This window comes from Varibaculum timonense (assembly GCF_027694345.1).
GTDB lineage: Bacteria > Actinomycetota > Actinomycetes > Actinomycetales > Actinomycetaceae > Varibaculum > Varibaculum timonense_A.
The window spans coordinates 1-14573 of sequence record NZ_JAQEVU010000015.1; the positions used below are offsets into that span (position 1 = coordinate 1).

The 14573-nt window shown below is 49.7% G+C and carries 13 protein-coding genes and 2 tRNA genes; 9 read left to right on the plus strand and 6 right to left on the minus strand.

Annotation, left to right across the window (positions count from 1 at the left end; genetic code table 11):
- Positions 1–212 precede the first annotated feature (212 nt).
- A complete protein-coding gene (locus tag PG728_RS09175; RefSeq protein WP_270627247.1) occupies positions 213–395 on the minus strand; it encodes a hypothetical protein in 183 nt (60 codons plus the stop codon).
- 65 nt (positions 396–460) lie between these two features.
- Here PG728_RS09175 and PG728_RS09180 point away from each other — a divergent pair, with 65 nt between their 5' ends.
- From PG728_RS09180 to PG728_RS09190, 3 genes are read left to right on the plus strand one after another with little or no spacing between them, the layout of a single operon-like run.
- On the plus strand, positions 461–832 hold the full coding sequence (locus PG728_RS09180) for a GntR family transcriptional regulator (protein ID WP_072509475.1): 372 nt from the start codon (positions 461–463) through the stop codon (positions 830–832).
- Positions 825–1784 (plus strand): ATP-binding cassette domain-containing protein, encoded by a 960-nt coding sequence (locus PG728_RS09185; protein ID WP_270627250.1) that lies wholly within the window; start codon positions 825–827, stop codon positions 1782–1784. The genes PG728_RS09180 and PG728_RS09185 overlap by 8 nt, the downstream gene beginning before the upstream one ends.
- Positions 1781–2641 (plus strand): hypothetical protein, encoded by an 861-nt coding sequence (locus PG728_RS09190; protein ID WP_072509474.1) that lies wholly within the window; start codon positions 1781–1783, stop codon positions 2639–2641. Before PG728_RS09185 ends, PG728_RS09190 begins: the two co-directional genes overlap by 4 nt.
- Positions 2642–2820: 179 nt before the next feature.
- Here PG728_RS09190 and rpmF read toward each other — a convergent pair whose 3' ends face one another.
- Positions 2821–3003: a 50S ribosomal protein L32 gene (rpmF, locus tag PG728_RS09195; RefSeq protein WP_270627252.1), complete on the minus strand. Its 183-nt coding sequence runs from the start codon at positions 3001–3003 to the stop codon at positions 2821–2823.
- Positions 3004–3216: 213 nt separating this feature from the next.
- Here rpmF and PG728_RS09200 point away from each other — a divergent pair, with 213 nt between their 5' ends.
- From PG728_RS09200 to PG728_RS09220, 5 genes are all read left to right on the plus strand, one after another.
- A complete protein-coding gene (locus PG728_RS09200) occupies positions 3217–3846 on the plus strand; it encodes a YigZ family protein (RefSeq protein ID WP_270627253.1) in 630 nt (209 codons plus the stop codon).
- A 357-nt stretch (positions 3847–4203) separates the two neighbouring features.
- Positions 4204–5139, plus strand: coding sequence for a cysteine synthase A (gene cysK, locus PG728_RS09205; RefSeq protein WP_270627255.1), 936 nt, complete (start codon positions 4204–4206; stop codon positions 5137–5139).
- An 11-nt stretch (positions 5140–5150) separates the two neighbouring features.
- Positions 5151–5735: a serine O-acetyltransferase gene (gene cysE, locus PG728_RS09210; protein ID WP_072509470.1), complete on the plus strand. Its 585-nt coding sequence runs from the start codon at positions 5151–5153 to the stop codon at positions 5733–5735.
- Between the two features lie 251 nt (positions 5736–5986).
- Positions 5987–6988, plus strand: a complete 1002-nt coding sequence (locus tag PG728_RS09215; protein WP_270627257.1) for a DUF6308 family protein — start codon at positions 5987–5989, stop codon at positions 6986–6988.
- Positions 6989–7079: 91 nt separating this feature from the next.
- The gene (locus PG728_RS09220) at positions 7080–8357 is read left to right on the plus strand and encodes a M18 family aminopeptidase (RefSeq protein ID WP_270627259.1); all 1278 of its coding nucleotides are present in this window, start codon (positions 7080–7082) and stop codon (positions 8355–8357) included.
- Positions 8358–8364: 7 nt separating this feature from the next.
- Here PG728_RS09220 and PG728_RS09225 read toward each other — a convergent pair.
- The 4 genes from PG728_RS09225 to uvrB form a co-directional block, all read right to left on the minus strand.
- A tRNA-Val gene (locus PG728_RS09225) sits at positions 8365–8439 on the minus strand.
- A 62-nt stretch (positions 8440–8501) separates the two neighbouring features.
- Positions 8502–9530 carry a TerC/Alx family metal homeostasis membrane protein gene (locus PG728_RS09230; RefSeq protein ID WP_270627261.1) on the minus strand — a complete coding sequence of 343 codons (1029 nt, stop codon included), beginning with the start codon at positions 9528–9530 and terminating at the stop codon, positions 8502–8504.
- 148 nt (positions 9531–9678) lie between these two features.
- Entirely contained in the window at positions 9679–12228 is a 2550-nt protein-coding gene (locus PG728_RS09235; RefSeq protein WP_270627262.1) for an HAD-IC family P-type ATPase, read from the minus strand.
- A complete protein-coding gene (gene uvrB / locus PG728_RS09240) occupies positions 12225–14318 on the minus strand; it encodes an excinuclease ABC subunit UvrB (protein ID WP_270627264.1) in 2094 nt (697 codons plus the stop codon). Before uvrB ends, PG728_RS09235 begins: the two co-directional genes overlap by 4 nt.
- Positions 14319–14451: 133 nt before the next feature.
- On the opposite strand from uvrB, the gene PG728_RS09245 reads away from it, so the two are divergent.
- Positions 14452–14528 (plus strand) — tRNA-Pro (locus PG728_RS09245).
- Positions 14529–14573 lie beyond the last annotated feature (45 nt).

Here is a 14573-nt window from a genome sequence, read left to right on the forward strand (position 1 = left end):
TAAAACCCCAACCCCAAGAAAAACGGACACATCTCCTGAAACCACACACTGTCGCCCCGACCATGTGATGTCCCGCGACATATGTCCACATAGGTCGCGAGATTTCCTTCTTTCTAACTCGGTCTTGAGTCACGCTATCTGCTTGGATGTGCGAGAAAGAGGTTTTTCCTCTCGTTTTAGATTCCACTACCGCAACCCAGACAGGCGAGTTGCTACCCAACAGCGGGGGCATTGGTTTTATCCGAGTAGGCGCGGTGGGCATAAAGTTCGGGAAATACGTAAGTATTTGCCGAACTTTGGGCAGGAGGAAAAACCAATGCTCCTGCCTGCACTCCCGGTATGGCGAAGATCATGCCCGCCACCTCAAAACCACAAAAGAAATCTGTATTAAACACTTGACACAGCCCCTCCAAAAGAGTTACTGTATTACTACACTAATACAGTAACGAAAGGAGGAGATATGGAGCTAAATTCAGCGATTCCTATCTGGAGTCAGCTACGTGACGAGTTTTCTCGCCACATAACCAATGGAAGCTGGCCTCCCGGCAGCAAGATTCCCAGCGTGCGCGACCTTGCTCAAATGGTAGGCGCGAACCCAAATACGGTACAACGCGCCCTCGCCGAACTAGAGCGTGAAGGATTAGCCTTTTCAGAGCGCACCTCGGGACGTTTCGTGACCGATGACGAAGAAAAAATATCCTTGAGCCGACAAGGGGTATTCAAAAGCCTTACTGACCAGTTCACTCTGGCAATGAAAAAGGCAGGCGCAACCTTACCCCAAACACTAGAACTAATAAAACAACAATGGAATGAGGGAGAATCTCATGACTGAAAATCAGCCAAACCAGTTCCCAACGCCCTCCCCTAACCTGGGTAGCGGGAACCCGATAGCGGCAGAACCTGGTTTGCAAACCCAACCTTCTGTCGCACCAAATCAGCAATTCTTTGCTCCAAATCCCGGTATTCAGCCCGGATATACTACAAATTTCCCCTACCCAGAATCCGGATTTAATCCCCAGCAGCACCCCCAACACCAGACTAATCACCACTCCCAGCAGCTCCCCAATCAGACAGGGAGCACCCCAGCCCAGGTGAGCGCCATCAACCTAAGCGGGGTATCTAAGTTTTACGGCAACCAACCCGGATTAGTGAACGCGAATCTAAATCTTCCGAACGGAGGAATCGTAGGGCTACTAGGACCAAATGGTTGCGGGAAAACCACCCTGTTAAAGATTTTGGCGGGGGTAATAACCGATTACGAGGGCGAGGTTCGGCTTTTCCAAACCGCTCCCTCTCCCGAAAGCAAACGTTTCACTTCCTATTTACCTGATTCGTCTCTATTGGCTGACTCGATAACTCCACTTGATGCGATTGAGCAATATGGTGACTTCTTTTCTGATTTTGACGGCAGTAAAGCTAAAGAGCTCATGCATTTCTTGCAACTTCCCTTAGAGAGAAAGCTTTCTGCGATGTCAAAAGGGATGCGCGAGAAAGCACAGATTGCCTTAATAATGTCACGTAATGCGAAAGTGTATTTGCTTGATGAACCGATAAGTGGGGTAGATCCGGCAGCTCGCCAAGTAATTTTAGAGACAATTATCAAAGGTTTTAACCCAGAATCATTAATGATAATCTCTACCCATTTAATTAGCGATATCGAACCAATTATTAATACCGCCGTTTTTATGTCGGCTGGACAAGTATTTTTAACTGGCGATGCTGACGAATTACGCCAGAAATATCAGACCAGTTTGGATGGACTATTTAGAGGAATGTACCGATGATTGCAAAACTTATTAAATACGATTTTAATGCGCTGAAAAAACCAATCGGTTTAACCTGGATAATATCCCTGGGAATAACTATATTGTTTTCCCTAGGTATTCATTTTCTCCCCCCGGGACTAGCAGTTACTTCATTACTATTTTCCATATTAGCTCTAGTGGCTGCCAGTATTATACTCACCATTATTCAAGTGATTCACTACTACCGTTCAATGTACGGAAAAACAGGCTATTTTACGTGGTCATTACCAGCAAACAACCGGGAACTCTTTTGGGCAAAAACCATTTTTAATTTGAGCGCTATCCTAGCATCTTCCCTGCTAGTTTGCCTATGCATAGCCTTGAATGTATTTGCATTAAAATCCGCAACTTATGAAGGATTTTCTTATGCCTTTGAAGGCATAAAGCAAATCGAGATTCCTGGAACACTTCTGGGGATAAGTGCCCTGTATATTATTTGGGAGTCTTTCATTTATGTTTTCTCATTCCAATTTATTATAACAGCCGGTAACCGTAGCCCATTTTTGGATAGACTCGGCAAAATAGGTGGCCCAATTATCGTGGGAATTATTCTATATATCGTTATGCAGATTCTAAACCTGCTGTCACTATTGATCCCGGGAATCCTTACGATTAACACTAGAACGAACCTGTCGTTTTCGCTCATTTGGGAAAGCACTTTTTCTGGCGCTGCGGTCGGGATTATGCCAGAATCTCTGCCGGGACAAATAGCAGCTAACGCCAGCGCTACCATCATCGGTATCCCTATTTGGTACGTGGTTCTATCGATACTTACCCTTATCACTCTAGGTGTATTGACCTGCCGTTTTTATCGACGGGGAACCTCTTTACGCTAGGCGCTCCTACCTAGATTTCAATACATTTCGAGGACGCATTTAGGGATTAGCGCAGCATCTCTAACACAAGAGCCGGTCAGGGGAAAACAATGGGCATTAGCCCTGCCCCTGACCGGCTCTCACCTTAGGTAAAACAAAACCCCTAGCTAAATCAGCTAGGGGTTGTTCTTTATCGAGCTTTACTCGAAATCATCTGCCGGGCTGTACAGTCCCAGCTTCACGGCTTTGGCCAGGTGACGAGGTGCCACATAATAACGCCCATCATTGCCCTTGACCGTAGTAAGCTGGGGTGCCTTGGCTTTCCAAGCAGAGCGGCGAGTACGAGTATTCGCACGAGACATTTTACGCTTTGGTACTGCCATTACGGACTCCTCTAACTAATGCAAATAGAAAATAACCTATATAACTCTGTCATTTATAGCGCTAACTTTCCAGTTTCAACCATGTGATTTGTCTCGCGAGAACGCCCTCACCTGAGGTTTAGTGACTAAAAAGAACCACTTTTACCAAAATAGCTCGAAGCGCTTAAGCAATAGTTACCCAAAGTTTTCGTCCCAGCTAGCTACAATCAAACTATGCGCACTATAGGCACTCCCACTCGCCATGAAATCGAGATTAAACGCTCCCGTTTCATAGCTTCTTGTGCGCGCACTGACTGTGAAGAGGAAGCACGAAAATTCATAGCTACAGTTAGAAGCCTTTTCCCCGATGCCCGCCATCACTGCATCGCGTTCCTTATACATAATGATGCCGGACCAGATACCGCCCGTTCCAGCGACGACGGCGAACCGGCAGGCACAGCGGGAAACCCGATGCTCAACGTACTTTCCGGGTCGGGATTAACCAATATAACCTGCGTAGTTACCCGCTATTTTGGAGGTATAAAGCTAGGGACAGGCGGGCTAGTAAAGGCCTATTCCCAGGCGGTACAAGAAGTATTAGACCGCGCAAAAATAGTGCGGGTTATTACTCAAGAAACCTATGAAGCTGATTTCCCACTGAGCGAAGCAGGAAGAATCGAAGCAAAAATCACCCAAAACGGGTATGAAATCCTTGACCGTACTTTCTCTAGGCAAGCTACTCTCCGTTTCTCTTGTCTTCCACAAATATCCAAATCCCAGATAGAAAGCTATTTATCGAGCCTTACTAGCCGGGAAGTGAAAGTTACTACCGCTCCCACTATCACCCGTGAAATCGCCCAGTAACAGCAATATCAGCAGCCGAAGCGGCGTCTCGACCAAAATAAACCTAGAGGACGAAGCTCGCGTAATCCCCTCCCCTAAGCGGGGATGAACCCGCAGGGAAATTTTACTGACCGCATAAAAGTTTGCGCCCCTAAAACTGAAGATGTTAGAACTAAAAGCAAGATAGTTCTAAAACATAGATTGGAGAGGTAAATGCGTTTTCCCTGCTCCTGTCGTTACACCCTATGTAGCTAGGGGCATCCCGCCGACCGTAAAGGCACGGGCTGTCCCCGGGGCATTACAGTTTTTCTCCCCGAAGTATCACCCCCTAAACCGGGTATCTAGCATTTTCATTACCAAAGATTTCAAGGACAAAACATGAATATCGCAAAAGACGTAACCGAACTGGTTGGAAACACTCCCCTGGTAAAAATCAATCATTTAGGCGACCAGAACCTAGTCGCATCAGTTATTGCAAAAATCGAATCTTTTAACCCCGCTTCCTCGGTTAAAGACCGCGTGGCATTGGCAATGATTCAAGCCGCCGAAGCTAGTGGACAGCTTAAACCGGGGGGAACCATTATCGAATCCACTTCCGGAAATACCGGAGTCGCTTTGGCAATGGTGGGTGCTGCCCGCGGCTACAAAGTCGTAATTACTATGCCGGAATCTATGTCGAAAGAACGCCGCGCTCTCATGCGGGCTTTCGGAGCGGAATTGATATTAACCCCGGCAGCCTCCGGTATGAAAGGCACAGTTGAAGCCGCCCAAAAGGTTTTATCCGAACGCGAAGACGCTATTTTGGCTTCTCAGTTCACCAATAGTGCTAACCCCAACGCCCACTACGAACATACTGCTGAAGAAATCTGGGCTGATACCGATGGTCAGCTTGATGTCTTTGTCGCCGGGATTGGCACTGGCGGTACGGTTACCGGCGTGGGCAAACGCCTTAGGGAACTTAATCCGAATTTGGAAGTATTTGGCGTTGAACCGGCAGAATCTCCCCTACTTACTACGGGTACGGCAGCAGCTCACGGGATTCAAGGTATCGGTGCGAATTTTGTTCCCGAGATTTTAGATAAATCCCTGTTAAATAAGGTTTTAACGGTAAAAACCGAGGACGCGATGCAGATGGCACGCACGGCCGCCGCTAAGGAGGGCTTGTTAGTCGGTATCTCCGCTGGCGCGGCCTTGGTGGGAGCGTTGCGTTTAGCTTCTAGCCCTGATATGAAAGGTAAACGTATCGTGGTACTGCTACCCGATACCGGTGAGCGTTATTTAAGCTCTCCTCTGTTTAAAGATTTAATGGACTAGGAGCAACCATCATGCCAAATAGGGAACCCAGTCTGCTGGAGCTATGTAAAGAGGATTTGGCAGCCGCGATTAACTCTGATCCGGCAGCCCGTAGCAAGCTAGAGGTGGCATTGACCTATCCAGGGGTGCACGCAGTCTGGGCGTATCGTCTGGCACATATGCTCTTTAAGAAAAAACTGAAACTACTGGCCAGGATAGTTTCTTCGATTGCCCGCAGCTATACCGGAGTTGATATTCACCCGGGAGCCCGCCTAGGTCGCCGCCTGTTTATTGACCACGCCAACGGAGTAGTAATCGGGGAAACCACCCGAATCGGCACAGATTGCGTATTGTTTCACCAGGTCACTTTGGGTGGGGTGTCTATGTCGAAAGGTAAACGGCATCCCACCCTTGGGGATCGGGTAATGGTTGGCGCAGGCGCGAAAGTGCTTGGTCCTATCCAGGTAGGCTCGGATGCTCGGATTGCCGCTAATGCGGTGGTAGTAAAAGATGTACCTGCTGGATGCACTGCGATTGGGGTACCTGCCAAGGTTTCTCCGGCTTGTAGAAAACAAAAGAGTACCGAGTTAATCATTGACCCTACTTTGTTTATCTAGTGACAGTTAGCGTTAGCAGCGTTTCAGCAATTTCTAATAGGGGTAGTCTCTTGGGTGCACCGAAAGTGCCGCTTACCCAGTTTTAGAACCGCACCGGCGAATCAGAGCGCGAGATTATTCTAAAAAATCTTACTACTGGAAAACACCAGTTTAACGGGAGATTAGAATCTGCTTTATTTGCGGACTTCTCCGCGTTTGTTGGCGCATTTTCTACTACAATTTAGGCATAAATAGCTAGATGCGGAGGAAAAATGATTACTACGGTTCCGGAAATAGTTGCCGGCGTGACCCGGGGAGACTCTGATGCCTGGGAGCGAGCCGGCAGTCTGCTAACAACCTATTACGCTCAAAGTAACTGCCCGCGGGTTACCTTGTTTTCTCTTACTTCCCGTTTTTCGCCCTCATTCCCTTTAGCCCCGCATTCAGATACTTCTCTTAAGGTTACTCCCTGCTATCTTCGGGACTGTGATCTTTTAGCCCTGGCGAATCTGGGAATCAAAGTTGCGCATGACAGCGTGAATCAGCTTTTCACCAGCGAACCTTTGCCAGAGTTAATGGCACAAATCCCGCTGGATACCCAATTGGTGGATGCCTCGGAGCAAATACTAGATACAGACGGAGCATTAGCTCAGCTCTGGACAGCGCTAACCAAAGATCCGCTGACACTAAAACCAAAGGCAGCGGCCGCGATTCTCGCACGGCTACGACCGGCAACTTTCCCTCTCTTTTCCAAGAGCGACCGGATACCCTGGGGTGAAATATCAGATTATCTGCAATTTTGCCAAGATTTACACGATTTACTGTTAGCTGATAGAGGACGTTTAGCGCACCAGCTTTATTATTTACATGAATCTTTGGAACTACCTACCTGGGTTTCTCAAATACAACTATTACAGGCATTAGTGTTTGCTGATTCTCAAGCAAGCCTAGCGGCTCGCCGCGAGCTTCGCCGGCAAGAAAAAGCTACTCGTAAAGCAGAGCGAGCCGCAAAAAAGCTTCGTAAAAAGCAAGCGAAGCAGAACAAGAAGCAACATAAAAAGCTTTCCAAACCAGAAAAATCGGCTAACTTAGATTCTGACCTCCTTTCATCTGCCAGCCCCTTTGGCGGCGAGCGTGCCGCAAGCGCACGACACCTGGCTGCTAACGAACCAGTCGATTTAGGGAACTCACGCAGCCAGCTGACAGGACACGGTCGCCACGTAAGAAACGACGGCGAGGACGGATTTATTTCTACTGATCCTGTCTCCCTTTAACGCTGCACTTACGGTCTATTTTCCCACTTCCCCTCCTTTCTTCAAGGAGGGGAACCGGAACTTTTTTGCTCAATAACTCTAGAATAAAATCATGACTGATTTTGAGATTGAAAGCTATGCCCAGGGACTAAAAGAGTTTATTACCGCCTCCCCCTGTGCTTCATTAGCTGCCAAGAGCCTAGCAGAAACCTTCACTAACAGTGGTTTCACTAGGATTGACCCCACACAATCTTGGAATAGCTCTCCGGGCAAATACTTCCTCCAACAAGGAGGCGCAATTATTGCCTGGTTAATACCAGATAACCCCCCGCAAGGTTTTCGGATTATCGGCTCCCATACCGATTCCCCCGCTTTCAAACTAAAACCCACTCCCGATAGCTTTAGTCCGGATGGTTGGGGACAACTAAACGTAGAAATATATGGGGGAATGCTCCCTAACTCTTGGCTGAACCGAGAACTGGGGATTGCCGGGATTATCTATGACCATTCCGGAAAATGTCACTATCTACAAACTGACGCGCTAGCTTTTATCCCCCAATTAGCCCCTCATCTAGACCGGGACTCCACTAAATGTTTACAGCTTGACCCACAACAACATTTACGTCCCCTATGGCAACTAGGAGACAATCAACCCGGCATTCTTGATTTACTGGCTGAACAGGCTGGTTTAAGCAGCGCTGCCGATATTTCCAGCCACGAGCTTTACACTTTCGACACCCACGAACCCCGAAGGATAGGAACTAATAAACAGTTCCTATCCTCTGCCCGGCAAGATAACTTGCTATCGGTTTACAGTGCCGCCTGCGCCCTCTTGAGCCTTGCCACCGACAACTATCAAGGGGACAATATCTTGATAAGTGCCGCCTTTGACCATGAGGAAGTCGGTTCCCACACCGTAAATGGGGCGGCCGGCCCTCTGCTAGAGCAGGTGTTACAACGCTGCGCCCTAGCCGAGGGAGAAAAAGATAGTTATCAGCGTCTGCTAGCTGCGTCCTCGTGCCTATCAGCTGACGTAGCCCACTCAGTAAATCCAAACTATCCCGAAAAACATGACCCGGATACCCGTCCCATAATGGGAAATGGGCCGGTACTAAAACTTAACGCCTCCCAGCATTACTCCACCGATGCTTACGGTTGGCATCTTTGGGAAGATGCAGCCCGGCGCAGCGGGGTAAATACTCAACGATTTGTATCAAAAAACACTGTTACCTGCGGCTCTACCATTTCCCCTATGATTAGCACCCGCTTGGGAATAACCACTATCGATGTAGGAGTTCCTATCTTATCGATGCATTCAGCCAGGGAAATGTGTTCCTTAAATGACCAGGTAGAGATGGCAAAAATAATGCGAGCCTACCTGGAGAAATAAACAAGTCTGGTGGGCCATACTGGTTTCGAACCAGTGACCTCTTCCGTGTGAAGGAAGCGCGCTACCCCTGCGCCAATGACCCTAGACGTTGTTAAGACTATCTAAAGCCCCACCCAGAACCAAATCTAAAGATGTGGGATATATCTAGATGCGGCTTTTTCGCTTGGAATACCAGATGGAAGCCAGCGCAGTGACCAGCAAAACTATTACGATATAGCCCATCGAGAAACCGATAGAAGGCTCGGGAATAGAATGCGCCCATTTATCAATCCCCCAGAAAGGAGCTTCATGGGCAGCATGGATAATCAGTTTCACCCCAATGAATCCCAGAATCAAGGCCAGCCCGTAATGTAGGAAAGCCAGGCGCTCCAATAACCCATCTACCAGGAAGAACAGTTGCCGTAGCCCCATAAGTGAAAATGCGGTAGCAGCAAAGACGATAAAGGGATGGCTAGTAAGACCAAAGATGGCGGGAATGGAATCAAACGCAAACATTAAATCCGCTGACCCAATCGCTACGATAACCAAGAACATGGGGGTCACATAGGTTTTACCCCGATGACGGTACAGCAGTTTCGCTTCCCGAAAGCCTTCAGAAACCGGCAGAACTCGGCGCACCAGCGAGGTGAAACGGTTTTCCTGATAACCTTGGCCAGATTCTGCCTCGTCCTCTTTAGTGACCCCCTCACGCGCCTGACTAATCGCGGTGTAAATCAAGAACAAGCCAAACAGGTAGAATATCCAGGCAAACTTACTGATTAGAGCAGCCCCAATCAAAATGAAGCCCAGGCGTAGCACCATAGAAATCACGATTCCCAGCATGATGACTTTTTGCTGGTAGAGACGGGGAACGTTGAAGCCATTCAAAATAATGATAAATACAAACAAATTATCTAGCGATAGCGACCATTCAGTAATCCAGCCCGCCCAGTATTGAACCGCAAGATTCAAATCCCATTGCAGCCACACCACCAGCCCAAAGGCAGCCGCAATCGCCATATAGATACCTGACCAGATGGCGGCCTCTTTAATCGTGGGTTCGTGGGCTTTACGGACATGACCGCGAAAATCGATGATTAGCAGTCCCAGAATAATAATCGCCAGTAGAACCCAGTTCCACCAGTGAATTACTTCGTGGCCGGGGACGGCATTAAGCGCAGGAGCAAGACCCATATAGTGTTCTCCAATTCTATGGTGTGATACCAAAAGGTCTTCTTCCGCCCTTTCAGGCCGAACCAGCCGGGCATAAATGCCGTGATGACGACTGGCTTGTTAATGGAAGTACTCCCCTCCCGTGATTACTAACCCAGTCTAACGTGTTTTAGCCGCAACCCCGAACTGTGCAACTTAGCCCCGACCAATGTCTCCGCTCCCAGCGAATCCCGATAATCGCCAAAGATAGTAGGGAAATAGCGCTACAGGCGAGCACTACCAGCCACTGCGAGACGGATAATACTTGTAGGGCAAAAAAGTCCCTGACCACCGGAATCGTAATCGCGCTAACTACCAGGGCAATCATTACCCCCAGGAGGATTCCTCGCCAGCTGCGCAGCGGTTGTGACAAGATAGCCAGTAGACCCAAGGCTCCGTTCACTAACACCACGGTGGCTACCGAAGTTGCCTGTGGAGAGCTGCCTATCCATAAATAGGCTCCAATAGAGGTTAGAGCACAAATCAGACCGGCTGGCAACGCTAACTGCCCCACGCGGCGTAAGAATCCGGGGCGGTATCTTCTCGCAGAGGGTGCGAGCGCCAAGAAAAACGCAGGAATCCCGATGGTGGTGGAAGAAATCAAAGTTAATTGCCGGGGCAAATAGGGATAACGTATCCCTAAAACCCCTATGACCAGGGCAAGTATTGCGGCATAAGTGGTTTTTGATAGGAAGAGGGTCGAGACTCGTTCCATATTTCCGAGGACGCGCCGCCCCTCCCCTAATACATGCGGAAGCGACGAGAAGCGCGAATCTATCAGCACTACTTTCGCTGCCGATTTAGTTGCCTGCGCGGCATTTCCCATCGCTATCCCTAAATCAGCATCTTTTAACGCCAGAGCATCATTAACTCCATCCCCGGTCATTGCCACGGTTCTGCCCCCAGATTGCAAGGCACGAACCAGGGAACGTTTTTGCTCCGGGGTAACCCTGCCAAAAACGCTGTGTTCTTTCAAAACAGCACGCAGCTCGTCCTGATTATCCGGCAGTTCTCTAGCATCAAAACCGCTATCATCTACCCCCACCCTCTTCGCCAAGGCAGCCACGGTAACAGGGTTATCACCCGAAATAATTAGGGTTTTTACTCCTTGAGTGCGGAAAAACTCTAGGGTTTTTTCCGCGTCGCCCCTCACCTGTTCCGCTAAAACAATCAGCGCACTAAGCTGTAGGGTTTTCGGCAACTTGGGAGCGTGCAGGTCAAGAGCGGCGTTTTGGGTAGAGGCTAAAGCCAACACTCTCGCCCCTTGCCTTGCCCAGTTAGCGGTTTCTGCTTGCGTATCACTATCAGCGGCCAAAACAATTTCTGGTGCCCCTAGTACCCAGGTTTTTTCGTCACTAACCAACGCTGACCATTTACGCGAAGAATCAAACGCCAGGATTTCAGCGTTATCAATAATTCCAGTCTCCGCCTGTAAATCGCTTTGGAGACGATCATAGATTGCTGCCGAAGTGTCATTTTCCCGCGTTTTAGTCAAAGTAGCGAGTGCCTTTTGCGCATCTGGCGGTAATGCTTTCGCGCTAACCAAGGAGGAATCTGCCGGGATACAAAACCCTCGAAGTCTTACCTGACCGGTAGTAAGAGTACCGGTTTTATCAAGACACAAGGTATCTACCCTGGCTAGAACCTCAACAGCTGGGAGTTCTTGAATCAACACCTCTTGACGAACCAGTTTAAGAGCCGCCGCCGCGAAGTTGATTGAAGTGAGCAGCACCAGTCCTTGCGGAATCATTCCCACAATACCGGCAACCACCGCAACCACCACTGGACCAATATTTCCCCAGGTTACCTGACTAAATCCTCCTAAACTACGAATTTGTGAAACCGCCAATAGCGCAATAACTAGCGGGAGGAAATAGGTGATAATTTTCAGGATTTTATTGATACCCGCTTCTAGCTCTGAACGGGCCATTTTGAACTTTTTCACCTGGATAGCCATCTTGTTTGCCCATGATTGACTACCTACGGCGCTGACTGCGATATATCCGTTACCGGCAACTACGGTGGCTCCCGATAAAACCGTCTCCCCTATTTGGCGAGCACAGGGCACTGATTCGCCGGTCAGGTTGGATTCATCAAGATACATTCCTTCACTGGCAAGCACCGTCCCATCTGCGGGAACTTGGTCTCCTCGGCGCAAATGCAGTAAATCCCCTTGCACAATCTGGCGGGGAGATATTTCTTGTTCCACTCCCTCACGCACGACCCAAACAGGGTTTTCTTGCAAAATACTGACCCGCTCTAGTACCTTTTTGGCGCGCAGTTCCGAGACAATGCCGGTTAGCGCATTAACGATCATCACTATGCCAAAGACGGCGTCCGCCCAATGCCCAAATATCAAAGTGACCACGATACAGATGCTGAGAATAGCGTTAAATAAAGTGAATATATTGGCACGCAGAATCTGGGGTACGGTGCGGGTAGCCCGCGGGGTGAACTGGTTAGTGAGTCCCGCTTGGGTAAGCTCGGCTACCTCCTGGCTGCTTAGCCCTTGCAAAGCTGGGTTTCCAGCGCCGCTAGCGTTATCGGCAGACCGACTTTTAGCGTTCTTGCTAGGTTCGACTTCGGCTTCCTTAATGAGGGTGCTATTTTCACTTGAGCCAGAGGACGGGCTGACCACGTCCTCGGAATCCATATTTTTGGGTTTCAGGTACTTACTCAATTCGCCTCCCGCATTTGCCGCAGTTCTTTCTTTAAATCTTGTACTTCATCACGCAGGCGCGCGGCCACCTCGAACTGTAGCTGCTTTGCTGCCTCGTGCATTTGGTCAGTTAGTTCTACGATAAGCGCCGCCAAGTCAGTTTGATTCTGGTTAGCCAAACGAGCGCGCACGTCCTGCCCGGTTTCCCGGCGGGTGCGTACATCAGGGCCGCTCCCAGCTCCTCGATACCCGGTGCCCAGCAAAGATTCGGTATCGATTTCTTCGCGCGCCAACATATCGGTGACATCTGCGATTTTCTTGCGGAGAGGCTGGGGATCAATCCCGTGCTCGCGGTTATAGGCCAGCTGTTTTTCCCGCCGCCGCTCGGTTTCCTCAATGGCCGCCCGCATCGAGTCGGTAACCTGGTCGGCATACATATGGACTTCCCCGGATACGTTACGGGCAGCGCGGCCTACGGTTTGAATCAGGGAGGTGGTCGAGCGCAAGAAGCCTTCCTTATCGGCATCCAGGATCGAAACTAGTGACACTTCTGGCAGGTCTAACCCTTCGCGCAGCAGGTTAATCCCCACTAGTACATTGAACCGCCCCATCCGCAGTTCCCGCAGCAGTTCCACCCGCCGCAGCGTATCCACATCGGAATGCAGATATTCGACTAGCACGCCCCGCTCGGCCAAGTATTCGGTCAGGTCCTCCGCCATTTTCTTGGTCAAGGTAGTGACCAACACCCGTTCGTTCTTTTCGCTGCGTACCAGGATTTCTTCCATCAAGTCATCGATTTGCCCATCGGTAGGTTTAACCACAATCTTGGGGTCAATCAGGCCGGTGGGGCGAATAATCTGTTCTACTACCCCATCGGAGCGCTCCAATTCATAGGTTCCGGGGGTGGCCGAAAGATAAACGGTTTGCCCAATGCGTTCTTGGAATTCTTCCCATTTCAAAGGACGGTTATCCATAGCCGAGGGCAGACGGAAACCATAATCGACCAGGGTGCGTTTGCGGGACATATCCCCATGGAACATCGCGCCTATCTGCGGCACTGTCACATGGGATTCATCAATGATTAACAGAAAGTCCTCGGGGAAATAATCCAGAAGAGTGTTTGGGGGGCTGCCGGGCCCGCGCCCATCAATATGGCGAGAATAATTTTCGATACCGGCACAGGTACCGATTTCGCGCATCATTTCCAGGTCATAGGTAGTGCGCATCTGCAGGCGCTGCTCTTCTAAAAGTTTGCCGTGCTCCCGGAAGTATTTCAGCCGCTCGCCTAGTTCGTCCTCAATACTGTCGAGGGCGCGTTGCATCCGCTCCGGGCCGGCTACGTAGTGAGAGGCGGGGAAAAGGAAAACTGATTCTTCTTCCGAGATAACATCGCCGGTTATCGGGTGCAAGGTGGCCAGGGAATCAATTTCATCCCCGAACATTTCAATCCGGATTGCCATTTCCTCGTACATGGGAATGATGTCGATAGTGTCTCCGCGCACCCGAAAAGTCCCCCGCGTAAACGCCATATCGTTGCGCGTGTATTGCATGGTAATAAAGCGTTTAAGCAGTTCGTTACGCTCTATTTGCATTCCCACTTCTAGCGGCACCATCCGCGCCACATATTCTTGGGGAGTACCCAGACCGTAGATGCAGGAAACCGAAGACACCACGATTACGTCCCGGCGAGTGAGCAAGGAGTTAGTGGCAGAGTGCCGCAGCCGCTCTACCTCATCATTTATTGAGGAATCTTTTTCGATATAGGTATCGGACTGGGGTACGTAGGCTTCTGGCTGATAGTAGTCATAGTAGGAAACGAAGTATTCCACCGCATTGTCGGGGAAAAGTTCCCGCAGTTCCGCTGCCATTTGGGCAGCCAGCGTTTTATTGGGCTCCATTATTAAGGTGGGACGCTGCACCTGTTCTACCAGCCAAGCGGAGGTTGCGGATTTGCCAGTCCCGGTAGCCCCCAGGAGAACAATATCCTTTTCACCGTCGTTAATCCGCTGGGTGAGCTGCGCGATTGCCTGGGGTTGATCCCCGGAAGGCTCATAGGGCGCTTTCACTTTGAAAGGTTTTTTAGCGCGGCGCAGGTCTAGTTGCTCACTCACCTTTCCAGTCTACTAGGGACGCTATCCGAGAGCGTTTTAGGCTAGTTTTTTCAGCTTGGTATTTTAAGCGTTAAGAATCACGTCTGGGTGATTTGCTGGGATAGCGGCGGGACAGATAAGATTTTGGAGGTAACGGGCTGTGGCGCAGTTTGGTAGCGCACTTGACTGGGGGTCAAGGGGTCGCAGGTTCAAATCCTGTCAGCCCGACCATGTGATGTCCCGCGACATATGTCCGCATATGTCGCGGGATTTTTT

Bases quoted from the DNA above. Each gene is read 5' to 3' on its own strand.
- PG728_RS09230 (WP_270627261.1), bottom strand. From the start codon at position 9,530: ATGGGTCTTGCTCCTGCGCTTAATGCCGTCCCCGGCCACGAAGTAATT.
- rpmF (WP_270627252.1), bottom strand. From the start codon at position 3,003: ATGGCAGTACCAAAGCGTAAAATGTCTCGTGCGAATACTCGTACTCGC.
- PG728_RS09190 (WP_072509474.1), top strand. From the start codon at position 1,781: ATGATTGCAAAACTTATTAAATACGATTTTAATGCGCTGAAAAAACCA.
- cysK (WP_270627255.1), top strand. From the start codon at position 4,204: ATGAATATCGCAAAAGACGTAACCGAACTGGTTGGAAACACTCCCCTG.
- PG728_RS09185 (WP_270627250.1), top strand. From the start codon at position 825: ATGACTGAAAATCAGCCAAACCAGTTCCCAACGCCCTCCCCTAACCTG.
- PG728_RS09220 (WP_270627259.1), top strand. From the start codon at position 7,080: ATGACTGATTTTGAGATTGAAAGCTATGCCCAGGGACTAAAAGAGTTT.
- cysE (WP_072509470.1), top strand. From the start codon at position 5,151: ATGCCAAATAGGGAACCCAGTCTGCTGGAGCTATGTAAAGAGGATTTG.
- PG728_RS09215 (WP_270627257.1), top strand. From the start codon at position 5,987: ATGATTACTACGGTTCCGGAAATAGTTGCCGGCGTGACCCGGGGAGAC.
- PG728_RS09200 (WP_270627253.1), top strand. From the start codon at position 3,217: ATGCGCACTATAGGCACTCCCACTCGCCATGAAATCGAGATTAAACGC.
- PG728_RS09180 (WP_072509475.1), top strand. From the start codon at position 461: ATGGAGCTAAATTCAGCGATTCCTATCTGGAGTCAGCTACGTGACGAG.